Source organism: Desulfobacula toluolica Tol2 (assembly GCF_000307105.1).
GTDB lineage: Bacteria > Desulfobacterota > Desulfobacteria > Desulfobacterales > Desulfobacteraceae > Desulfobacula > Desulfobacula toluolica.
In genome coordinates this window covers 745480-767889 of the sequence record NC_018645.1, presented here as the reverse complement: position 1 = coordinate 767889, position 22410 = coordinate 745480, and the positions used below count along the sequence as shown (strand labels likewise).

21 protein-coding genes and 1 pseudogene are annotated in these 22410 nt (G+C 41.5%); 13 read left to right on the top strand and 9 right to left on the bottom strand.

What is annotated here, in order from left to right:
* Positions 1 to 25 precede the first annotated feature (25 nt).
* The gene (locus tag TOL2_RS03520) at positions 26 to 2956 is read right to left on the bottom strand and encodes a reverse transcriptase domain-containing protein (RefSeq protein WP_014956168.1); all 2931 of its coding nucleotides are present in this window, start codon (positions 2954 to 2956) and stop codon (positions 26 to 28) included.
* Positions 2957 to 3927: 971 nt separating this feature from the next.
* Here TOL2_RS03520 and peaA point away from each other — a divergent pair.
* The 12 genes from peaA (at position 3928) to TOL2_RS03455 (ending at position 16471) form a co-directional block, all read left to right on the top strand.
* Positions 3928 to 5565 carry a quinohemoprotein amine dehydrogenase subunit alpha gene (gene peaA, locus TOL2_RS03510; RefSeq protein WP_014956167.1) on the top strand — a complete coding sequence of 546 codons (1638 nt, stop codon included), beginning with the start codon at positions 3928 to 3930 and terminating at the stop codon, positions 5563 to 5565.
* Between the two features lie 8 nt (positions 5566 to 5573).
* Positions 5574 to 7031 carry a radical SAM/SPASM domain-containing protein gene (locus tag TOL2_RS03505; protein WP_014956166.1) on the top strand — a complete coding sequence of 486 codons (1458 nt, stop codon included), beginning with the start codon at positions 5574 to 5576 and terminating at the stop codon, positions 7029 to 7031.
* A 49-nt stretch (positions 7032 to 7080) separates the two neighbouring features.
* Positions 7081 to 7908: a transporter gene (locus tag TOL2_RS03500; protein WP_014956165.1), complete on the top strand. Its 828-nt coding sequence runs from the start codon at positions 7081 to 7083 to the stop codon at positions 7906 to 7908.
* A 58-nt stretch (positions 7909 to 7966) separates the two neighbouring features.
* Entirely contained in the window at positions 7967 to 8290 is a 324-nt protein-coding gene (qhpC, locus tag TOL2_RS03495; RefSeq protein ID WP_014956164.1) for a quinohemoprotein amine dehydrogenase subunit gamma, read from the top strand.
* 16 nt (positions 8291 to 8306) lie between these two features.
* The gene (locus tag TOL2_RS03490; protein WP_014956163.1) at positions 8307 to 9347 is read left to right on the top strand and encodes a quinohemoprotein amine dehydrogenase subunit beta; all 1041 of its coding nucleotides are present in this window, start codon (positions 8307 to 8309) and stop codon (positions 9345 to 9347) included.
* Between the two features lie 253 nt (positions 9348 to 9600).
* Positions 9601 to 10155, top strand: coding sequence for a NapC/NirT family cytochrome c (locus TOL2_RS03485; RefSeq protein ID WP_014956162.1), 555 nt, complete (start codon positions 9601 to 9603; stop codon positions 10153 to 10155).
* Positions 10156 to 10179: 24 nt separating this feature from the next.
* A complete protein-coding gene (locus TOL2_RS23395) occupies positions 10180 to 11058 on the top strand; it encodes a hypothetical protein (protein ID WP_014956161.1) in 879 nt (292 codons plus the stop codon).
* On the top strand, positions 11055 to 12092 hold the full coding sequence (locus TOL2_RS03475) for a U32 family peptidase (RefSeq protein WP_014956160.1): 1038 nt from the start codon (positions 11055 to 11057) through the stop codon (positions 12090 to 12092). Before TOL2_RS23395 ends, TOL2_RS03475 begins: the two co-directional genes overlap by 4 nt.
* Entirely contained in the window at positions 12022 to 13794 is a 1773-nt protein-coding gene (locus TOL2_RS03470; protein ID WP_041279233.1) for an ABC transporter ATP-binding protein, read from the top strand. The genes TOL2_RS03475 and TOL2_RS03470 overlap by 71 nt, the downstream gene beginning before the upstream one ends.
* Complete coding sequence (locus TOL2_RS03465; protein ID WP_014956158.1) at positions 13784 to 14467, top strand: S8 family serine peptidase; 684 nt, start codon at positions 13784 to 13786, stop codon at positions 14465 to 14467. The genes TOL2_RS03470 and TOL2_RS03465 overlap by 11 nt, the downstream gene beginning before the upstream one ends.
* Positions 14468 to 14498: 31 nt before the next feature.
* Positions 14499 to 16217, top strand: a complete 1719-nt coding sequence (locus TOL2_RS03460; protein WP_014956157.1) for an aldehyde ferredoxin oxidoreductase family protein — start codon at positions 14499 to 14501, stop codon at positions 16215 to 16217.
* Between the two features lie 14 nt (positions 16218 to 16231).
* Positions 16232 to 16471: a MoaD/ThiS family protein gene (locus TOL2_RS03455; RefSeq protein ID WP_014956156.1), complete on the top strand. Its 240-nt coding sequence runs from the start codon at positions 16232 to 16234 to the stop codon at positions 16469 to 16471.
* 47 nt (positions 16472 to 16518) lie between these two features.
* Here the strand turns inward: TOL2_RS03455 and TOL2_RS03450 are convergent, their stop codons facing one another.
* On the bottom strand, positions 16519 to 16974 hold the full coding sequence (locus TOL2_RS03450) for a hotdog family protein (protein WP_041279789.1): 456 nt from the start codon (positions 16972 to 16974) through the stop codon (positions 16519 to 16521).
* Positions 16975 to 17089: 115 nt separating this feature from the next.
* Positions 17090 to 17248 carry a hypothetical protein gene (locus TOL2_RS24765; protein WP_158406055.1) on the bottom strand — a complete coding sequence of 53 codons (159 nt, stop codon included), beginning with the start codon at positions 17246 to 17248 and terminating at the stop codon, positions 17090 to 17092.
* 160 nt (positions 17249 to 17408) lie between these two features.
* Here TOL2_RS24765 and TOL2_RS03445 point away from each other — a divergent pair, with 160 nt between their 5' ends.
* The gene (locus TOL2_RS03445; protein ID WP_014956154.1) at positions 17409 to 17705 is read left to right on the top strand and encodes a nucleotidyltransferase family protein; all 297 of its coding nucleotides are present in this window, start codon (positions 17409 to 17411) and stop codon (positions 17703 to 17705) included.
* A 215-nt stretch (positions 17706 to 17920) separates the two neighbouring features.
* Here TOL2_RS03445 and TOL2_RS03440 read toward each other — a convergent pair whose 3' ends face one another.
* From TOL2_RS03440 to TOL2_RS23390, 6 genes and pseudogenes are all read right to left on the bottom strand, one after another.
* On the bottom strand, positions 17921 to 18457 hold the full coding sequence (locus TOL2_RS03440; protein WP_041279231.1) for a lipocalin family protein: 537 nt from the start codon (positions 18455 to 18457) through the stop codon (positions 17921 to 17923).
* 43 nt (positions 18458 to 18500) lie between these two features.
* On the bottom strand, positions 18501 to 18962 hold the full coding sequence (locus TOL2_RS03435) for a hotdog family protein (RefSeq protein WP_014956152.1): 462 nt from the start codon (positions 18960 to 18962) through the stop codon (positions 18501 to 18503).
* 33 nt (positions 18963 to 18995) lie between these two features.
* Positions 18996 to 19367: a magnesium chelatase subunit ChlI family protein gene (locus TOL2_RS03430; RefSeq protein ID WP_269764200.1), complete on the bottom strand. Its 372-nt coding sequence runs from the start codon at positions 19365 to 19367 to the stop codon at positions 18996 to 18998.
* A pseudogene (locus TOL2_RS25740) lies at positions 19350 to 19478 on the bottom strand (ATP-binding protein); the annotation flags it as partial. The pseudogene TOL2_RS25740 and the gene TOL2_RS03430, both read right to left, overlap by 18 nt.
* 580 nt (positions 19479 to 20058) lie before the next feature.
* Positions 20059 to 21039, bottom strand: coding sequence for a hypothetical protein (locus tag TOL2_RS03425; RefSeq protein WP_014956149.1), 981 nt, complete (start codon positions 21037 to 21039; stop codon positions 20059 to 20061).
* A gap of 154 nt (positions 21040 to 21193) precedes the next feature.
* Positions 21194 to 22369, bottom strand: a complete 1176-nt coding sequence (locus tag TOL2_RS23390; protein ID WP_014956148.1) for an MORN repeat-containing protein — start codon at positions 22367 to 22369, stop codon at positions 21194 to 21196.
* Positions 22370 to 22410: the final 41 nt, after the last annotated feature.

Here is a 22410-nt window from a genome sequence, read left to right as displayed (position 1 = left end):
AAAACTGTCTTGACATTGGGGTCCACTATAATTGATACTTACAAACTTCACACCGAGCTCTATTTCGTGCTTTATCATGATTATATCCCGCAGGCGTTGGTTTAAAGGATTTATCATCAGGCCTATATAAACTGCTCTGAAAATTTCTTAATTTTTCAAGATTTAAGTTAGATTTTAACAGGGTTGGATTCGTACCGCCTTTGACACGAACATAATCCATAACCTCATTTTTTTGAGGAGCTGTTATTCGCGAATCACCATAATGTGAAGTATTAGACTGAATAACATAACAATGTAAATCTCTGGATACAGATTCTATAATATTGGAATAATATTTAATATCCTTATTCCAGACAGATGCAATTAAAAAATCAAGTTCAGAACGAAAAAGTCCCCGATGGTGAATATTTGCCAGTTCAAAACAATAGTATGCAGAAAAAGCGCAACCGTTCCAGCAATACTTTTCATAATACTTTTTAACTTCAGGGAGTGAATACCCAACGCTCTTCAGATTGAATTCCTCTAAAGGAGCATAATGATTTTTTATTCGAAGCGAAACAAAGGTTGATAAATATTGACCATCTTTTTTATAGGGTAAAACAGTTACAATTAAATTCAGGGCAACATCATCAACCACCCAATATTCTAAGCCAAAAACCAAACCGATTTGATTTTTCCTTGCCTGATTAATCATTAGGGATAGCCATTTTAACGGTATACTTAACTCCGGAAATACAACCAGGTCGCATTTTGGTTTTTTTATGGCTTCATTTATTAAATCATAAAGGACACTCTGCCTATCCATACTGACATTTGGTTTTTTACGAGGATGATAACTTTTTCCAATATCCTCTTCAGGAACCCTAAGATTTACGATCCCAATCCTTATGTTTTCTTTTGCTGGAGTTTTAAAACATACATCAATAAAAGGAATTGATGTATCAGGAATTGATGTATCAGAATTGTGTTTAACAAATGGAACATTTTCATTACTTTCATCCAATAAAAACTCTAAGGGCTTGCCTTTTTCAATTTGAGTTATTTTATCGAAGATATCAAACAATTTCCGTTCATCATTATGAATATACCTTGGTGAGAACTTTTCTTTTTTATCAGATAGTTCAAGACCTTTATATTCTGCCGGAGAAAACTCTAAATAATTACCTGAATAATCGGTGTAATTAAGTAACGGAGATGATACAAAATGATGCCTGAGCATGTTTGATTCACGAAATGATATCATTAAATCCTGAATCATCTTTATTTTATTCTTTCCAGGGTTGATGATTTTTTTCAGGTTTTTTGATTTTAAATTTTTTAAAACATCTTTCTCTCGTAAAGCTAATGTCAATGAAAGAGAAGCGTTCAGATACAAATTTGCATCATTGGTAACTTTCTTTAAAATTTCATCATCGTTATACTTTAATTTCTCTATTGTTACCTTGCAGGTATTATAAAATTTTGCGCAATCGGCTTCCCTGTTATTTGTCAGGAACAATATAAATACTTTTTCCCATAACCTGCAAAAATCAAAAATATTTCTCCCTTTGTAAAACCGAAATAACTGATCAATATGTTCAGACACTGATTCATCAGAACATAAACGATGTTGTGTAATTTTGCGGGATAGATATTTTGACAATTCTGTACTGTTTTCCTCAAGCCCAATCACACTACGTAATTTATTAATGGAGCCTTTATATTGAATATCAAAAGCGCACTCATCCAATCCGCGGTGGTCATCCCCTCTTGGTAAAAAACGAAATTCACTGGCTTGTTCATCAATTTCACGTTTAAATTCGCTTAATCCTGCACGACTATGTTTATGATCAAAATGCTGGATCACAAATTTCTCTTGTTGGATTTCAAGATTTTTTAAAACACTTAAAATAAACTCAGTGGGTTTATCTGAATCGGTCTTGTTCTTTTTTTGCTCCAACAACCCTGTTTTTACAAATAGTTCTTTAATTAGTGTATCGTTTTTCCCTTGAATAATTTCTTTGTCAGGAGATTGCATAACAATCAGTATATCATCAACATACCGCCCGTAATAAGATGGCTGTAGTTTTTTTATTACTTTATCATCAAAATTTTTAAGCATCCAGTTTGCAATAATTTGAGAAGATGTTAATCCTATAGGCAAACCCTGAATTTCTGAAGCGGATTTATGTGTTTTCTCTAGCAAAGGAGAGCTTATTTGATGATATTTCGTATAAATTTCACGAAGCACATTTGTTAAACTTTGAAGAAAAACAAGCTCACTTTGATCAACAACAGATTTTTTAAGATAATCTTTAATCCCCTTCCAATCCGTTCCTAAATGATAGTAACACTCTTTAATATCCAACCCGATAAATAATATATCTTTCTTATTATCAAGTTCATTCAATGCACATTTAAGAGCATTATCCCGCCAATCTTTATATTGAGTATGGAATATTTTGAACAACGGTGAGGATTTGTTATATTTATCATCTTCAAAATGTTTTAATCGATTACCAAGGCAATTTTCATGTAATGTTCTATCAAGAATAACACCTGCTTTCAAACTCCAGATGACATCCAAAATAAACAAAGCAATAGGCGCATCTATAAAGTAATTTACACTTTCAAGATCGTAGTCAACCTGGCTTCTATCATTTGAAATAAAAATGCCTTTTGAGTTGCTATTGTTATCATTTTTAATCTTTTTGGGAAGAGATAAAACATCTACTTTTTTTAAAAGTGTATTTAAAATACCATCAGAAGGAATTTTATCTGAATCATTTTTTAAATCGGATACATATTCTGTTAATTTATCTATTTGCTGTTCAAAATTTTTAGATGTTTCAAATTCAGCAATTCTTTTTCTAAGAAACAGATTTACTGTGTCATGATATGTGTTTTGCTTTAATTTACGATAAGCATCTAAAACTAAGTCTCTATTTTCAAAATCGGTATTTATACTAATCCGCATAATATATTCCAGTTACATAAATTTTATCAATCCAATCATTTATAATTCTCCACGAAATCCTCTTTGAAGAATGATACCGGGTTACCCATTAAAGGACATGTCAATTAAAAACATGATTATGCCCTTCTTCCGATGCTGTGGCTTGCTAAAATGTCATCATGCCACAATATTAACGCATGCAAGCTTTCCAAAATTTAGTATTAACACTAACAAGCAAATGTGAAGATCTGGATATCATTCATGCTATCAATAATTTGGTGGTGGTATCCAGATCAAGCCTGTAAAATCCTAACTGTATACCCTTACCATTTTCATATTATCCGAATCCAATATCATGTTGAAAATCCCGAAATCCTTTTTAAAAAAAGAAAAATCAATCACTCTGTTAGGAACACTTTACATAGATAAAAATTTTATTCAAGAAGTAATTCTGGCAATTCAGAACACAGTTTAACGAATTTCTTAGGATCGACAGCAGCAAGGACTTTTGTCCACGAAGCCCGGGTTTTGTTGAAAACGGGTCTTTGTTTTTTTCACGGGCCATAATCAAACATCCAAAGACCCGGTTACTCCTGTCCAAATTTTTGGACACTCCTTTTATTCAGCTTGAATTGCCTGTGTTTCGCTGTATTGCCGGGAATATCCGGCAACACATTTTTCTGTCTATTTTTTTAAAAGGGATTCAAAAATCCAAAAATATGGACTTTTCCCGCATCCTGTTCAAGAAACACAATTAAACCCCTTTGGATTTTATAGAAACACGTTTTAAAAGTCTTTTGTACAAACGAAATCATATGATCTATGTTCCATATTTTCAGCAACTTGCCCAAAAGTCTTCTACCTCCTGCATCATCCGTATCACCAAGATGGCATACAACTTGTAATTACCCTTTTTCAGGCATGCTCAATAAAGATCTGGATCGGGTCTTTGATAAACTTTAATACGTTTTAATCTTAAGGAGAAAGGATTCATGAGAAAATTAATTCGATTAAGTACGATGTTCGTCCTGCTGGGTATTTATCCACTTGCAGGATCTACCGTCTATGGAGATGTCTTATTTGGGGACACTTCCATGGTCAGGCAAAAATGTGCCGCCTGCCATAAGCCGGATACCAAAGGCCGCCTTGAAGTGATTGAAGAGACAAGAAAATCGACGGAAGAATGGAAAGTCGTGGTCGACCGGATGATCCGCCTGAACAGTGCGCCCCTGGAAGACGAAGAGTTCTACCCCGTCATAAAGGAGTTGAGTAAAACCCTTTGCCTTACCCCTGAAGAATCCGACAAAGTTGCTTATTTAAACAGTGATGAAAACAGCCAATACCGGGAAATTCCGAAAAATGACCTGGAAACAAGGATCTATACGGCCTGTGTCAGATGCCATACCTTTGGCAAGATCGCATCCCACAAAATGACAAAAGATCAATGGAATGAAAACAGGAACCTTCATCTTGGATACTATCCTACCGTCATTCCCCAGATGCGTGAAATGGACTGGTACAAGGAATCCGAAGCGCTGAATGAACCCCTGTCCAAATTATTTGCCTTTGACACCCCGGAGTATAAAAAATGGCTTAAAAACAGAAAAGACCAGGATCTGACAGGGCAGTGGAATGTGGCGGGATATCAGCCCGGCATGGGATATTATCAAGGAGTTTATACCATTGAGCCCAACCTGGCCAAGGGTGAAGACGAATATTTCATTGAAAAAAAGATTCAATACAAAAGCGGCCTCAATATTTCCACAAAGGGTGAAGGCACACTTTTCAGTGAGTATCATTTAAGATATGCACTGGCACCTACGCCTCTTACCGGAAGAGTCGAAGGCGTGTTTGATCTTAATGCCGACACAATGGGATTTAAGGGAAAATGGTGGACGGTTGTTCAGGATTCAAATGCCTATGGCAATGAAGCTTTTTATAAAACCACCAGTGCGCCAAAAATTATAGCCTCGTTCCCACAGTCATTAAGGGTGCTTCCCGGCACGGAACAGACATTGACACTGGTGGGGGTTGGGCTTTCTGAAAACATTTCAAAAACCGACGTTCGATTTTCAGATCCCAATATCACCGTGACAAGCCTCGTAAAAACAAATTCTTCGGAACTGGTCTGCAATGTCATTGTGGCAGCCGGTGCCGCCACCGGCCTGGCAGATGTAAGCGTTAAAAAATTGAATTTTAAAGGTCTCAAAATTTTTGACAAGATAGATGCCATCAGCGTATCGCCCAGGATCGGACGGGCACGGGTCAGCAGCGGTGCCGCATATCCTCCCCAGGGCGTTCAGTTTGTTGCCAGGGGAATCAATTTTGGAGCGGATGGAAAACAAGGAACCTCGGATGACCTGGTTCTGGACCCTGTAACCGCCCAATGGGAACTGGAAGAAGAAAAAACCCGTGAAGACGATGATGATATGGCATATCTGAATGTACCGTTAATCAACGGACTTTACACCCCGACATCAACCTATGGTCCCATAAAGACAAGAAAACAGAACAGAGAAGGTGTTGGCCTCATTGCCGTAAATGCAATGTTTGAAGACCAGGGCAGACAACTTACGGACAGGGTCCGCCTTGCCGTGACGGTCCCGGATTATATAACTCACTTGAAATAGGATACGTCATGGAAATGATGAAAATTGCCGACCATAAAAGATTTCAGGCCAATGGGAATGAGTTTGTTTTTATGACACAGACAGGTTCCATATTTGAAATTGAAACCGGATCTGAAACACAGGCCATTCTTAATCATGACATCAGTCAGCGCACGTTCACAAAACAAGACGTTTATTCCATTTTAAAAGGAACCCGGAGCGATAAAGACAGCTTATGGAACGATCTTGCAAAGAACCGGGTTCTGGCGCCACAAGAACTGCCTGAAAACAAACCCTTGCAACATTTTCCTGAGATTCCCTTAAAAACACTGGTGCTTCATGTGACGGAAGCCTGCAACCTGGGATGCCATTATTGCTATCACAATCCCGAAAACACAAACAAATCATTGGGTTTGAACAAAACACCGGATTTGTCAATGGAGTTTAAGGTGGCAAAAAAAGCAGTTGATTTTTTATTTGAGCATTCAAGGGGACTTGAGGAGCTTGTTCTGGTCTTTTTCGGGGGAGAACCCCTGCTCAATTTAAACCTCATTTCCAAAACCGTCACCTATGCAAATGAAAAAGCACGGGAAAACGCTAAAACCATCGAATATGCCATGACAACCAATGGCACGCTTTTAACGGATAAAGCCATACACTTCCTGAATGAAAACAAAATCGGCACCACGGTCAGCCTGGATGGGCTTGAAGCGGTGCATGATCGTTTCAGGCAGTTTCCTGACGGTTCTCCCTCCTATAAAGTCATCCTGCCGAAAATAAAAAAATTTCTCGGCAAAGAAAACCCGAAACCTGTGGTGGCCAGGGTAACGCTGGCAAAAGACGCAAAGGATATTTCAAGAACCCTTTACCATCTTCTGGGTCTTGGATTTTCAGAAGTCGGGTTTGCACCGGTCACGACCATGGATACGGATTTTCAACTGGATGCCCACCAGATGACGTCCTTACTTGAACAATTTGTACACCTGTCCGAGACATTCATCAACCTTGCCCTGAAAGATGAATTCCTGGGATTCACCAATCTGGTGGACCTGCTGGTAACGCTGCATGAGGGGGAAGTAAAACAATACCCTTGCGGCGCAGGGATCGGCATGTTTTCAGTTGATCCCAAAGGCGGTCTTTTCCTGTGCCAGAGACTGACCCATGATGATTCCGCCCGGATGGGGGATATCTTTGACGGCCTTGACCGGGAAAAGCTTGGAACATTCAGGCTGGACGCGGGACTGGACAAAAAAAGCGACTGCAAAGGATGCTGGGCCGCCTCCATCTGTGCAGGGGGGTGTTACCACGAGGCAAAAATCAGGGAAGGTGATCTATTGTTGCCCAATCTGCATTATTGCCAATGGATTAAAACCTGGATTGCCACAGGGCTGAATGTGTATGGCAGATTAATGAAACAAGCCCCCTCTTTTCTGGATAAACTTTCCATGCTCAGAGGGCATGAACCCTTGTTTAACCCGCTGGTTTGATCGGGTAAAAAGAACGGATAAACTCTTAACGGTTTGCAGGAGCAATTTCATGAAAAAACGATTAACGTGTTTATGCAGCATTTTATTTTTTATGGCAATCAGTACCATCTGTCAGGCAGATGTATTAGACCCTCTGGACAATAGTTCCGCGCCTGTGGGAACCAAAGTCCTTATCAACTATTTTGGCTATCAGCATTTGCCGGAATATGAAACCGAAGACGGCACCACAGTGGATATCGGCGTCGATGTTGCCTATGCCGCATTCAGACCTGTTTATTTTGCGGGAAAAGTATGGGGAAAAACCTGGGGGGTCAATGCCGTTGTCCCGCTTTTAGACATTGCCACCGATGGTGCAGACACGGCAACGGGTGTGGGGGATTTAGTAGTCGGCCCTTTTATCTTCCTGTATGAGAATTTTGAAGACCAGCTGTTTCTCTCTTTCTGGGAATTTGCCTATACCCCTACCGGTTCCGATGACGTCAGCAATGATTCCTGGTGGTTTCAACACCAGGTCGCCTTTGGCTGGTATCCCGGCCCCTATTCCCTGGATGTCTGCTTAAATTACTGGCAAAAAGACGAGGATGCCACTGGTGCCGATGTCTCGGATGCGATTGAGCTTGAGGCGGCGGTTGCCTATGCGGTTACGGAAAAGTTTCGTGTCGGAATTCAAGGTGCCTGGTGGAAAGACTTTGACGATATTGAATCCAAGGGCGTCTCCCTTGACGGCACCCAGGGAGAAAATTTAAAACTGGGCTTTAACCTGGGCTACGCACTGCAGGAAAATCTAATGGTCAATTTGCGCTACATGCATGACGTAGAGTCTGAAGCTTTCACAAAAGGCTCCTGGACATATCTGCGGCTTGTTTACATTTTTTAATCCTGTCTCTTCGCAGAAAACTTTTTAACAAAATCCAGGATTTAATAAGGAGAAATAAATGAAAAAAAAAGATCTCAAACCCATTAATAAAAAAGCAAAAAAGATTGAACATGAGGTCAAAGGCATGGCCGATGACAATATCATGACAGGTATGCCCATCGGATGCACCACGATTTTTGATACGGGCTGGGAAACAAACCCGCGTGCTGAAACCCCCATGAGCAACTGCCTGTCAAGCGCAAGAGACTTTACTGCCTGCTCCGGGTCCTGCTGGTGGCCGGCCCAGACACCTGACAGCGTCACCAATTTTCCTGATTTCCAGAATCAATGCCAGGCCATTGAGAAGGATTGGAGAAATTTGAATTTTGTGATCAAACGATAAAAAGGAGATACCACCAATGAGGCCGAATAAAAGCAAGATTGCACTGATATCCATCATCACCTTTATCCTGATGACCTTGGTTTCCCAGGGGGCCTGGGCAAAGGATTTTATTTATGCGCCGGTTTCAAATGGCCTGCAGATTATTGATTGTGACACCGACACCATCATCAAAACCATACCGTACAATGACACGATTCTTTCAGCAGCGTTTTCTCCGGACGGCAAACGATACTATTTGAATGCCGTACAGTCTGTATATGTCATTGACACGGCCACTGACAAATTGATAGACACCCTTTCTTTTTCCTCGGAATTGAGCAAGGTGTCCGTATTCGGGATAACGGTTTCCAATGACGGAAAAAAGCTCTACATGTGCTGTTCCATTACAAAGAAAAAACAGAATATTCCCAAGCTCAATGTTCTGCCGCCCCAACTTGTAGAATATGATATTGCCGGCAGAAAAATGGTAAAAAATTATCCTATCCCTGCCAGTTTCTCTTCACCCATCACCCTTATCAATGACCCGGACCATCTGGTTCTGGTAGGTCTGGATATCCTCAAACTAAACCTTAAAACCGGCAAAACAGAACAGATGATGGGGCTTTTAAACACTAAAAAACCCGAGGACATGAGAAATTCCCTGGTGGTCTGGCAGCCCGGCAGCCCCGGAGATCATGGCATTTTTGTAAACCCCTATTATGACGCACAGGGACTGGGGTACTTTATCATTGATAAAAATACCGGCAAATTGAGTGTTCTTCGGGGAAAAGATGTCTGGTTTGCCTACTCCAGCATATTGTCGCCGGATAAAAAATTCATCTATGCGGTTATGGATGAGCTGATAAAAGTGGATATGGCAACCGGCGAGACCGTCAAGGCCGTACCTTTGAAAACAGGCACCAATTACACGGTTGCCCTGACATCGGACGGCAAAAAGATTTATGTCGGTCCTGCCGGTCCGGATATCAGTGTGTATGATACAAAAACACTTGAACTGTTAAGCGTCATTCCGCTCATGGCAGACGGAGAGTATATGACCCGCTTTACCAAAAGATAGCGTTTTTCACACGGCACCAAGCCCTGTGATGCAAAATCAGTTTAAAGAACATTCCGGGAACCGTTCATGGATAATAGATAAACGGTTTCCTGGAATGTCCCGGCCTGCAAAAGAGCATTAAAATACCGACGCATTAACGGCCATGGCAGATTGAGCTGCCACAACAAAAAATGAAAGAGTTTTGATTACAACTGGTTATAAGTTCTTTCATATAAACCGTGACAAGGCACTCTAAAAAGATTGGAATAAGACTATGAATATTATCAAACACTTAAAACAAAGCAAAAAAATAATCCTGATCATACTGCTGGCGACGATTCCTGTTGTCGGGTTCGGTGCCCACGAATTGTCCGTTGTGTATTTTCAGGATAAAACCTGTGTGGTCTGTCATGAAATGAAAGCGCCCATTGAAAACTGGAAAGCATCCGGTACGGCTAAAAATCATGGAAATTGTGCAGGATGCCATTTTGACAAAGGATTCAAGGGATGGATGGACATGAATAAATCCGCACTCAGGCTGTCTGTGGAACATTTCAAAAGAGATCCCAATGAACCCATTAAACCCAAGGAAGAGCCGTTGTTCCTGGACGAAGGAAAGGAACCAGGATATTGGAGCCATGTGCCCAACAGCCGATGTTTCAGCTGCAAGAATGTGGAAAACCATAAAGAAAGCGATCAGGTCAGAATACACAACAAACTGATCAAAAACGTTGCCTCCCAACCCTGCAAGGACTGCCATAACCATGAGATGAGAAAAGGGCAGAAGTTTTTTGAAAAAGTAAGCGCCCAGGAAAACCAGGCCGGTTGATTCAAGAGAAAAAAGGGGGTGAACATGAAAGTGGCATGGCACATGACAAGGAACAGTGTAAAGGATTTTCCTGATGGATTTATGCAGGAACTTAACACCATTTACACAGAAACAAGTTCGGAAGACCTTTATCCGGATGAGGCCCTGTCCTCTTTGGACCGTATTTATGTGGGAGATGAATTTTGCCCGACCCGGTTGCCAAACCCGCAGGAACTGTCTTGTTTGTGCGGGTTTGCAGAACAAAAAAATCTATCCCTCACCCTTTTAACACCGGTTCTGACAGACCAGGGGATTGAACACTGCACGCCGTTGTTTGACAGATTAAACCAATGGAATCCAGAAGCCGAGGTGGTGGTCAATGATTTAGGGGTGTTGTTTTTCCTGAAAAAACAATATCCAAATTTTCAACTCTCCATGGGCAGACTTTTCAACAGGGGATTTAAAGATCCCCGGCTCAAAGATAAAGATCTTGCAGCTTCAGAAGAAATGGGAGGACTTTTAAACGACTGCTCATTTCGCCACGAAAACCTTCAGGTTCTGGCGGAAAATCTTGGCGTTCACCGGCTTGAACAGGATCTTCTGCCCTATGCAAACCCTGGATTTGTAACCCCGTCCAGACTCAAGACAGCTGTATATTTTCCTTTTGGATATGTCACCACGGGCAGGGTCTGTTTTACCGCCGGGTTGAACCAGACCCCCGGCAATCGGTTCAGACTCGCAGGCAAATGTTCGTCTCCATGCGCCACGCAAAGTCTTTTGCTGAAACATTCAAATCTTGCCTTTAAACTGTTTCAGAACGGCAATACCATCTTTTATCAATATACCCCTGCCATGCTCAGGTCTTTGTTTGAAAATGCCCGGCACCAGGGATTGCGTCTGGTTTATCAGGGAGGACTTCTATGAAAATCATCACGCCCATCAGCAATGTTTCAGAACTTGACATGCTCCTGCACAACGGCGCGGACGAGCTGTATTGCGGCCTTCGAACTCCTGAGTGGGATGAGATCTTCGGTCAGGGGTTATGGATGAACCGCAGGAGTCCCCAACAGGCAAATCTATCGTCATGGGAAGACCTGGAAAAAATCACAACCGCGGCTCACAACAACTCCGTCAAGGTGAGCATCACCTTGAATGCATCCTTTTACCCTGAAAAAGGCATTGCCTGTATTTTAAAACTGTGTGATCGAATTGTGAACCAGGCTTGTGTGGATGCCCTGATTGTATCGGATTTAAATCTTTTGATAGCGCTTTCAAAAGAAAAACTGCCGGTCCGGATTCATCTGTCCAGCCTGGGAAGTTGCTTTAATTCTCATTCAATCGACTTTTACCGTTCTCTTGGCGTCGACAGGATCATCCTGCCGCGCCAGTTAACACTGCCGGAAATCAAATCCATTGTTCAAGCAAATGCGGATAAAATGGAATTTGAAGTGTTTGCCTTAAATGACGGGTGCTATTTTGAAGAAGGGTTCTGCCAGACCAGTCATACATTGGGTGCGTTCTGCCTTACGGACTGGGAAATCGAAGCCTCCAGCTCTTTAAAAACCGGTCCCTTAAAAGTTGGCTCCTTAAAAACCGGCTCCTTTAAAAAAAACCGGTCTTTTTCCAAAAACCTGGACTACTGCATGACGCATTACAAAGAATTTCTCTGGTTTCAGAACAACTGCGGATCAAGCTTTCAAAAAGACGGTCTTCCCAATGGCCCCTGTAGTCTTTGCGGGTTCGGTCATTTCAGGGACTGGGGAGTGACAGCCGTCAAAATCGTGGGCAGAGAAGCCTCGTTTCACAGAAAAATGGGAAGCCTGCAGCTGGTCAAGGCTGTGCGGGATAAAACCAGAAATCATACCCAAAACGACAGGATAAAAGATTATGCAAGAGATCTGCGCCAAACCCCTGAATACTGCGACAGTGGATACATGTGCTACTTTAGAGAAGCCTGAGCAAGAAAAACCATTTTTCAGCCAGATCAGATATCTGGGGGCCTATCTTGCCCCTCACAAACAGGTGTTGATTTTTTCCCTTTTTTTAAGCACCATCAGTACCGTGCTGGGGATGGTACAGCCCTATTTTGCCAAGATTCTCATTGACCGGGTCTTTCTTGGCAACCAGCCGCAATTTTTATTTTCCATCCTGGCTGCCCTGATTGCCCTTCTCATCATCAGCTTCGGGATCAGGGTGGGTAACGGCTATATCTATACAAGATATTCTGCGAAAATTCTTTTTTTAATGAGAGAAGACCTGTTTGATCATCTTCAAAAAATATCCCTGACGTTTTTCTCCAAAAAAAAATTAGGGGATATCTATTCAAGGATTGCATCGGATATGGCAGACATCCAGGCCCTGGTCACGGATATTTTTCCCAGGTATGTGTTTGACTTTTTAACCTGCCTGATTTCAGGCGTCATCCTGTTCAGCCTGAACTGGAAAATGGCCTTGATGAGCCTGGTGTTTCTGCCCTTTGCTGTGATCATTGTGCAAAAGCTTAAACCCAGACTGTTCAGCCTTTCCAATGATGTTGCCAAAAGCAATGCCGATATTGCTCATTTCTTGTTTGAGTCTCTTTCCAACACCGCTGTCATACGGGCGTTCGGTGCGGAAAAAACAGAGTCGAACAAATTAAAGGACAAGCAGTCGGCTGTCCTGACATTCCTTTTAAAATACCAGGTCCTTGGTGCGGTATCCGGTTCCGTGTCCACGGCCTTTGGTATTGTGAACTCCCTGATTGTTTTTGGGTACGGGGGATGGCAGGTCCTGGAGGGTCAGCTGACCGTTGGCAGCCTGGTGGCGTTTTCAGTTTACCAAGGACGGGTCTTTGGTCCATTGCAGGGGCTTTTAGACGGTGTTCTGTCGTTGCAGAAATCCAAGGTCGCCATCAAACGGGTCAGAAAAATTTTGGACATCCCCCCCTGTTTTGATGACACCGGCGACACCATACTGACCAAAGCCCAGATGGAACAGGATATCTGTGTGAATGGGGTCGGTTTTTCCTATGACAAGAACACCCGGATTTTGAACAACACCTCCTTTACACTTCCTTCAGGAAAAACCACAGCACTGGTGGGGCCAAGCGGGGTCGGCAAAACCACTCTGTGCCACCTTTTATTAAGGCTGTTCAATCCTGACGCCGGAACCATCACCTGGGCCGGGCAGGATTTTAAAACCTTTGATAAAAACTGGTTTAGAAAACAAGTTGCCATGGTGTCCCAGGAAACCTTTCTGTTTCACGCCTCCATACTTGAAAACATCCGGTTTTTCAAACCAGAAGCCTCCCAAGAAGAGATTGAAAAAGCAGCAGAAGCAGCCCAGATAGACGATTTTATTCAATCGCTGCCCCGGGGATATGACACCTTGATCGGGGACAGGGGCACCCGGCTTTCAGGCGGCCAGAAACAGCGGCTCAGTATTGCCAGGGCCATACTGCTCAACCCAAAGGTGTTAATCATGGATGAAGCCACTGCCTTTCTGGATGTAAAGGTGGAAAACCAAATAAAACAGACTCTCAGACAATTGATGAAAGACAAAACCATCCTTCTTGTGAGCCATCGGGCATCTTCCATTGAAAACGCCCATAAAATCATTGTCCTGGATGAAAACGGCATTTCATACCAGGGGCCTGCAAAGGAGTTGAACCATGAATCCTGATATCGCGATTATTGACAGCGGCGTCAACCCGCACCATTTCCATGTGCAGACCGTTTCCGGCGGACACGGGTATGGGGTCAATTCAAAGGGGCAAATTGAAAAAACCCGTGATTTTAAGGATGAGATCGGTCATGGCACGGCAATTTGCGGCATTATCCGGCAAAAGGCCCCTTTTGCAGACCTGTATGCCATTAAAATTTTTCACCGCGATCTTACCGCATCAGCCTCAAGTTTGATTGAGGCCCTGAAATGGGCCATAGACAAACCGTTTAAGATCATCCACCTGAGTCTGGGTGTGGAAAACGAAGCGCTTGCTCAGAATTTAAAGCCCTTGTGCCAAAAAGCCCATGATAGGAATATACTTATTCTGGCTTCGGCAAGGGGACCTGAGGACAGAATATTTCCCGCGTTTTTTCAAACCGTTATTGGTGTGTACTGGAACCATGACTGCGACAAAGACCAGATGGTATTTCATCCTGAATCAAAAATTGAATTCGGTGCCCATGGCCTGCCAAGAGCAATACCCGGGATGCCCCAGGAACAAAACTTTCGGGGCAACAGCTTTGCCGTAGCCCATGTCACGGCAAAAGCAGCGCAATTGATGAAACATCACCCCGATAAAAATATTTTCCAGATAAAAAAACAACTGGCAGCGTCTGCCAAAACCATTTAATCAACTTATTCTCAAATAAAGGGGAACAAATATGAAATTTATTAATGTCAACATGACCGAAAAATCCATCAATTTGAATGACGTTCCACAGCAATACCTGGGGCTTGGCGGCAGAGGACTTACCTCAACAATGATAAATGCGGAGGTTCCACCAACATGTGATCCCCTTGGGCCCGACAACAAACTGATCATTGCACCCGGTGTCTTGAGCGGAACCAGTCTGGTCAATACCAGCCGGGTGTCCATTGGCGCGAAAAGCCCTTTGACAGGCGGCATAAAGGAAAGCAACGCCGGAGGCACCACCGGCGCTGCCCTGGGACATCTGGGCATTACAGCCATTATCATTGAGGGCCAGGCAAATGATGACGAATTGTATATTTTAAGAATTGACCACCAGGGAACGGCAAGTCTCATCCCGGCAAATGAATATAAAGGGATGAGAACCTATCCCCTCACACAAACCCTGCTTAAAACCTACGGGGAAAAATCCTCGATTCTGGTCATTGGCCCGGCAGGTGAATACCAATTGACATCCGCCTCCATCCAGGCCTCGGATGTGGATGGCCGTCCCTGCCGGGCAGCCGGTCGTGGCGGGATGGGAGCGGTGATGGGGGCAAAAAGATTAAAGGCGATTGTCATTGACAGCCAGGGAAAAAAAACCGATGCCATTGCCGACCCCCAGGCGTTTAAAGAAGCGGCAAAAGCCTTTGCCCAGGCTGTCAAAGCCCACCCCTTGACCGGGCAGATGCTGCCTGCCCTGGGAACAGCCGGTCTGGTAGCCCCTGTCAATTCCATGGGGGCTTTCCCCAGTCTCAATGCCACAACAGGCGTGATGGAAGGCTGGGAAAAAATCAGTGGGGAAGCACTTGCCGAACTGAATAAAAAAAGAGGCGGCAACAATACTCATTTAGGGTGTTCGCAATGCATTATCCGGTGTTCAAATGAATTTGTAGATAAAAAGGGAGAGTTTGTCACCTCTTCCCTTGAATATGAAACCATCTGGTCAATGGGTGGAATGACCGGCATTGACGATCTGGATATCATTGCCAGGCTGGACAGGCTTTGCGATGATATGGGGGTTGATACTATGAACACGGGCGTGGGCATAGGCGTTGCCATGGATGCCGGAAAAATAAAGTTTGGCGATGGCGAGGCCGCCATTGACATGGTCGAACAGATCGGCCTGGGTACGGAACTGGGAAAAATACTGGGAAACGGCCCGGATGCCGTGGGCAAACATTTCAATCACCACAGGGTGCCCACCGTCAAGGGCCAAAGCATTGCCGCCTATGACCCCCGGGGCATGCAGGGAAATGCGGTTACCTATGCCACCTCCCCCATGGGAGCGGATCATACGGCCGGGAATGTCGTGGGAGAATATATGGCCGGGAACCTTGATCCCTTGAAACCCGAAGGCCAGATCGAAGCATCCCGGAATACGCAGATTGCCATGGCAGCGGTGGATTGTACAGGCCTGTGCCTGCTGGCAAGCTTTGCCTTGACCACACCGGAGGGAGCAGAAGCGTTTTTAAATGTCATGAATGCCAAATTCGGCGCCCAGCTCGACCCGGACGATATCCCGGCCCTTGGCGTCAGGGTGTTAAAACAAGAATTGGAATTTAACCGCAAAGCCGGATTAACCAGTGAGGATGACCGATTACCTGAATTCTTTTATAAAGAACCGCTTTTACCGCACAATAAAGTCGTTTTAATCCGTCCTGAAGAGATGGACACGGCTTTAAATTTTTAACTGGATGATGTCAATTGAATATCAAGGTTAAATTATTCGGCACCCTGGGGCAAAATTTTCCGGGGTATGATTCGTTAAACGGTATGGATGTGAATATTCCGGATGATGCAAGGGTTACCGACCTACTTGCTCATCTGGGTATTCCGGATACAAGCAACTATCTTGTCATCATGAACAAAACAATTGCCAAATCAACAGACCGGTTGATCCATGGGGCAACCCTGCATATTTTTCAGGCCATGGCCGGCGGATAATGCTTATACCAATCCTCTTCATCCGAATTCCCATAAAACATCCGAACTTACTCTTTTTTAGTGACCATCATTGTTGTTTGATATTCTATCACCTGCTGATCACGCTGGTTGTAAGCCCTGTTTTTGTAAACAAACAAGAACCTTTCCTGATTTTTGGTCGGACGAAGCTCAACGACCTCTGCTTCAGCTCTCAGGGTGTCCCCAAACATCACAGGAGAGTTGATCTTCATATTGTTCACACCAATATAAGCATAAATTTCATATCCGTCCCCGGCCAGAAATTCGGCAATATTATCTGCATTATGAATCAGGCCGTCAGCCACGGTAAAAATGATTGGACCCGCAAGTGAGCGTTCCTTGAACCAGGTTCTCCTGGCATATTCCGAATTGCTGTGAACCGACATATTAAACCAGTTGAGCTGATGCAGGATGGAAAAATCCCCCTTATCAAGCGTCCTGTTTACGCGACACAAAATTTTAGTGCCTGCTGCTATCTTACACATAAACCACCCCTCTTTTTTTATATGTTTTCTGATACGCTTTGTTTTTAAAAAACGTGAGAAAAATTTACGTTTTTTGGATTTCACATATTAACCGCCAAGCCTTGTGTAATCAGGCTTAAACCCTTATTGATAAGCCCATGGCTTTGAGAAAAAGAACCACACAGGCCATGGAGAAAAAATTCCGGATGTATCCACGGATAATGACCCGATCAAAACAGGTGTAATGGAATTTGATATTTTCTGAAAACTGATTTATAAATGAATTATTGTTCACGGGTAACTCCTAAATATAAAGTTCGTGTGGTGCTTACTTTTATAAAAGATTACTCGTGAACAATCAATTTTTTATGGATGCAAATTTTTACGGATGGTTTGGCAGTTTTCGAACTTTAGTTCGGTAATTTTTTAATATCTAACATAAAAAACGGATGAGGATGATGATTAATAAAAAACACATTATAACCCTGTTAAAAGAATATAAAAAGAAACAAGCCAAAAAATTCGGGGTTACTAAAATGGGCATTTTTGGATCCGTTGCCAGAGGAACCGTCAATAAAGATAGCGATATTGATATTGTTGTAGAGCTAAGCAAACGTAATCTTTTAAATAGAATCGGTTTAAAAATGAGCTTAGAAAATTTCCTTGGAATGCCGGTTGACGTTGTTACCTATCGGGAGGACTTGAGTCCTCTTTTGAAAGAGCGAATTTCAAAGGATGTTATTTATGTATGATACTGAGATTCTTGCTGATTTATTAAACAAAACACAGGATTGCTTAAACAAAATCCAATTGAGGGCGCAATCCATAAGTGTTGTTTCCGATCTAACTGATTCTCCAGAAGGCATTGAAAGGCTTGATCTGTTATGCATGCCATTGATTGTGATCGGGGAGCTTGTCAAAAAAATAGATAAAATAACAGATCAGTCCCTTTTAAAAAATTATCCCGTCATCCCCTGGAGAGAGATAAAAGGGATCCATGATCGACAAATATCAATTTGTTCGTTTCAAATCCCGATGCTGCTGCTTTTTCAATGAGCTTATTTTTTAAGTCTGCATTTATTTCCGGGCCTCTGGCCAGAATCCACAAATAAGATTTATCAGGGCCGCATACGATTGAATATTGGTAATTATCATGATCAAGGCCAAAAATGATATAAGAACCATAAAAGGGACCAAAGAAAGAAACTTTCAGGTAACCCTGATCAGATCCTTTTACAAAATAAGCCTTCCCTTCGACCTCTTTCCAGGCGTTTTCTTTAACCGAGTAACCGCGATTCAATACCCTGACACCACCATCATTGCGTAAACTGTAATCTGCTGTTATTCGTGTCAACCCCCGTTCGAATGAATGATCCAGCCGCGCAATTTCGTACCACTTGCCCAGATATTTTTCCAACTCGAAATTATCAACGGGTTTAATATTTTCAGGTATTCCAACACACCCCATCAGGAATAAAGCCAATATTATTGATAGTTTTTTCATCTCTTTTTTTCCCCGCAAAGCCTAACCCATAAAACATCCGAACTTACTCTTTTTTAGTGACCATCATTGTTGTTTGATATTCTATCACCTGCTGATCACGCTGGTTGTAAGCCCTGTTTTTGTAAACAAACAAGAACCTTTCCGGATTTTTGGTCGGACGAAGCTCAACGACCTCTGCTTCAGCCCTCAGGGTGTCCCCAAACATCACAGGAGACGTGATCTTCATATTGTTCACACCAATATAAGCATAAATTTCATATCCGTCCCCGGCCAGAAATCCGGCAATATTATCTGCATTATGAATCAAGCCGTCAGCCACGGTAAAAATTATTGGACCCGCAATTGAGCGTTCCTTGAACCAGGTTCCCCTGGCATATTCTGAATTGCTGTGAACCGACATATTAAACCAGTTGAGCTCATCCCCTGGAATGAATACGAATACCTGATAAAAAAGCTGGCCGATACCATGGGGATCACACTTGAACAGCTCATGGATTGATATCAATATCAGTTCTGCCCGTAGCAGTTAATACTGTTTTCAGCATGATTGTCCAGATCCCCTGTCAAAACTCCTGAACTGGACGGCTTCGGCCAGATGATCCCGCTTAATCTCAGGTTCCGCTTCAAGATCTGCAATGGTCCTGGCCACCCGTATCACGGAATGGCAGGCCCTGACGGAAAACCCAAGGACATCAACAGCCTGTTCAAGAAGTTTCTCACATTCGCCATCCAGAGGACAAAACACTTTCAAGTGGCGGCTGCTCATTTTGGCATTACTGAATAAATCTGATTTTTTCAATCTTTCTTCCTGAATCTTCCGGGCTTTATTTACCCTTTTTCTGATTAGAGAAGATCCTTCACCTTCAGTTCCGCCGGCAAGATCTTTATACTCGACTCTGGGTACTTCAATCTGGATATCTATTCTGTCCAGAAGCGGTCCTGAAATTTTTGATCTGTATTTTTGAATCTGGGGCTGCGTACAGGTGCACTTGCCCATGGGATCGGACAAATACCCGCAAGGATAGGGATTCGAAGTTCACAAACCCCCTTAACCAACTGTTTTCAATGCATATCCACCTTCCAGAACCCTATTTCAAAGAACCCGAATCCAACATTAACGACCTTGGTTTAAAAACAAAAGATTATTACATGACCCGTGATGTATGTAAAGTTTTGAAAATCTCACCTGATACTTTCAGGCAAAGAATATACCGAGGTTATTATCCAGAATTTGAAAAAATAGGGGTAAAAAGGATATTCACATTGGAACAGATCAAAAAGCTAATTAGGATCACGGAGCGTCTGATCCGTAACGGCACCTTCCTCTCCTCTTAACCGATTTGAGGTTTCAATATAGAATTCTCCCAAAAACAAACTTTTTGGGAGGAGGCTATGGATTACAAAATACCTGAACCAATCGGAGACCTTGATTGGGGGAATCTTGTGGTAGATCTATTGGCCAGCACCGATGACCTCGACACTCTAAAAAATGAAATAAATCAAGCCATAAAAGAAAGGCTATACCTGGCATATCTATGGTATCTCAAATACAAGAACTCACCGAAAGATTATTTGGTTGACCATGATGTAAGCGTTGATTTTTATAAATCCCTCTTTTGTACCTTTGTTGGAATGAACCCTTTTTCCTCTAAAGGCAAAAAATATTTCCATACAACAATTATTATAACGAGTGGGCCGAACGCTAATATTATCTCTGGTATAATGAATGTGATGTCCTCTTCTCTCATGTATGCCCTAAGTATACAATCAAAAATAAAGACAAAAAGAATTATGAAGAATTTGATAAATATTTTCAATAAATTTGGAAGTTTATTTTGAATTAAGTTGCCAATAGTAAATGAAAAGTTTGCATTCCATAATTTTTTTTTGGAATCTTTGAAAATTAAAATTAAATAACAAATACTTCCCAAGAGGATACAAACAATAATCTGAACAAGCAGTAACTTAGTATTCACAGTTGCATACTCTCTAAGAATAAAGGCATATCCCTTATCTCCTTTTGATGGATAAATTACTGGAGGAAAAATTATTATCAGGAAAGAAATAATCCCCGTAATGGATAAAATTATCGTTTGAATTTTAATATCCGTATAAGGCTTTTCAATATTTTTATTTTTATGATGATAGTCGGAGTGCTTTTTATGAATTTTTGCTGTAAATTTTCCATGCAGCTTAAATGTTGCTTCAACTGCACGAATCGCTGCCCAAAACACAATTACTTGAATGATAATCCAAATTATATAAATATAGCTATAGCAGCCTGTATTCACCAAGCTTGATAATGATAATAAAAATAGCAAAATAGCTGTAACTCTTGATTTCCACTTTAAAAGCATGATCGTTGATATTGTATAGATAATGAAATGACGTATTACTAACTTCAAATGACACTCTTCGAAAGCTATTGCTAAACTTGGAATACGAACATAAAATAAAATAATGCTTTGGGCATCCTGATAAACGGATAAGACTATCAGAAAGAAAAATACCATTGAGCTATCCTTGATGGTCTTTAGGGCGTCATTTTCATTTTGAATTCTGGTGAATAGAAATATATTCATTATCTTCATCTCCTTGTATATTTATCATGTATTGAGTAAAACATAAGCCTTAATTTTAACTTTTGCTACAACAACCGTGATTTATACCCTGTATAATGTTTAACGAGCGCATTTTTTTGACCCGTATGTTCATATCAGATGTTCCTGTTTTTTTTTACAATAGACCCTGCATTATTACGTCAACGATTTTTCCGTTATTATAAACAACTAAATTAGTATCACTATCGAGCAAGTAAGATTCTCCGAAATCCATTTTCTTTTTATATTTAAAAAATTGCTGTTCTAAATATATACTTTGAGTCATTTCATACTCTGAGCTACGTCCATCTCTAAATTCTTTAACTAAAAAAGTTTTTTCGTTTTTTTTCATCAATATATATTTGACATCCCAATATTCATTTTTATATCGCCATTTTCCAAGTATCTCAGTTTCTTCACCCCCAAAAACATAAGCATGAAATTTTTCAAATGCCTTATCAAGCCAAAGCTCAACTAAATTATTTTCTATGAATTTATTTTCTATCCATTGTCCTTTGCGTTGTATTTGACCCTTTTTATTATACATAACACCGCGACCATCCATTTCTCCGTTTTTAAAAAAACCTTCAAACAACTTTGAACCATTTTCATAATACATGGTACCTTGTCCATGCATTTCGGCATTTTTGACACTGCCTTCATAAAATCTTTGACCATTCTCATAATAAAGTGTTCCAACCCCATGAGAATACCCATCTTTCCACTGCCCTACATATTGTGGATTGGAATTTTCATAATACAAAGTTCCTTGCCCATGCGCTTTGCCATTGTTCAAAAATCCTTTGTATTTTTTTTCTCCATTTTTGAAATACTCAATGTTCTTTGGGAAGTTAACACCAGCAACACGCCTTGCATACATACGTGTTGCTTCTGGATATATTAAATTAATTGCCTCATATTTGGATAGTTTTACCCTTTTTGCGTCCTTCAAATATTCCATAAGAACTTCTTCGTTTAACCCACCTGCCACTTTTTCTTCCTTCGATTTCAAAACTGAAGGTACTAAATCTTGAATATCAAGCTTGGCAAAACCATTTACCTTAACAATTTCGAAAGCATCGATACGACCATTATCATCCCCTATCCCTAATATCCATCCACGATCATATTTTTCCATAAAGGATTCTTCATTATTTTTACTCATATTTATTTTATCTGAAGTAGTGTAAGAACCAACGATTTCATTAATTTCAAAAGCTATTGTAACAGCGAATATTACAAAAAGAAATTTAAACATACCATAGATAAGGTAAACTCCAATAACTCCAATAACTCCAATAAATTTAGACATAAATTTATGCTCTCCCTTTAATTCTACTTTGATTTAAGATA

Bases quoted from the DNA above. Each gene is read 5' to 3' on its own strand.
- TOL2_RS03445 (WP_014956154.1), top strand. From the start codon at position 17,409: ATGATGATTAATAAAAAACACATTATAACCCTGTTAAAAGAATATAAA.
- TOL2_RS03490 (WP_014956163.1), top strand. From the start codon at position 8,307: ATGAGGCCGAATAAAAGCAAGATTGCACTGATATCCATCATCACCTTT.
- TOL2_RS23390 (WP_014956148.1), bottom strand. From the start codon at position 22,369: ATGTCTAAATTTATTGGAGTTATTGGAGTTATTGGAGTTTACCTTATC.
- qhpC (WP_014956164.1), top strand. From the start codon at position 7,967: ATGAAAAAAAAAGATCTCAAACCCATTAATAAAAAAGCAAAAAAGATT.
- TOL2_RS03520 (WP_014956168.1), bottom strand. From the start codon at position 2,956: ATGCGGATTAGTATAAATACCGATTTTGAAAATAGAGACTTAGTTTTA.
- TOL2_RS03470 (WP_041279233.1), top strand. From the start codon at position 12,022: ATGCAAGAGATCTGCGCCAAACCCCTGAATACTGCGACAGTGGATACA.
- TOL2_RS23395 (WP_014956161.1), top strand. From the start codon at position 10,180: ATGAAAGTGGCATGGCACATGACAAGGAACAGTGTAAAGGATTTTCCT.
- TOL2_RS03440 (WP_041279231.1), bottom strand. From the start codon at position 18,457: ATGAAAAAACTATCAATAATATTGGCTTTATTCCTGATGGGGTGTGTT.
- TOL2_RS03450 (WP_041279789.1), bottom strand. From the start codon at position 16,974: ATGTGTAAGATAGCAGCAGGCACTAAAATTTTGTGTCGCGTAAACAGG.
- TOL2_RS03500 (WP_014956165.1), top strand. From the start codon at position 7,081: ATGAAAAAACGATTAACGTGTTTATGCAGCATTTTATTTTTTATGGCA.
- peaA (WP_014956167.1), top strand. From the start codon at position 3,928: ATGAGAAAATTAATTCGATTAAGTACGATGTTCGTCCTGCTGGGTATT.
- TOL2_RS03465 (WP_014956158.1), top strand. From the start codon at position 13,784: ATGAATCCTGATATCGCGATTATTGACAGCGGCGTCAACCCGCACCAT.
- TOL2_RS03475 (WP_014956160.1), top strand. From the start codon at position 11,055: ATGAAAATCATCACGCCCATCAGCAATGTTTCAGAACTTGACATGCTC.
- TOL2_RS03505 (WP_014956166.1), top strand. From the start codon at position 5,574: ATGGAAATGATGAAAATTGCCGACCATAAAAGATTTCAGGCCAATGGG.
- TOL2_RS03425 (WP_014956149.1), bottom strand. From the start codon at position 21,039: ATGAATATATTTCTATTCACCAGAATTCAAAATGAAAATGACGCCCTA.
- TOL2_RS03460 (WP_014956157.1), top strand. From the start codon at position 14,499: ATGAAATTTATTAATGTCAACATGACCGAAAAATCCATCAATTTGAAT.
- TOL2_RS03485 (WP_014956162.1), top strand. From the start codon at position 9,601: ATGAATATTATCAAACACTTAAAACAAAGCAAAAAAATAATCCTGATC.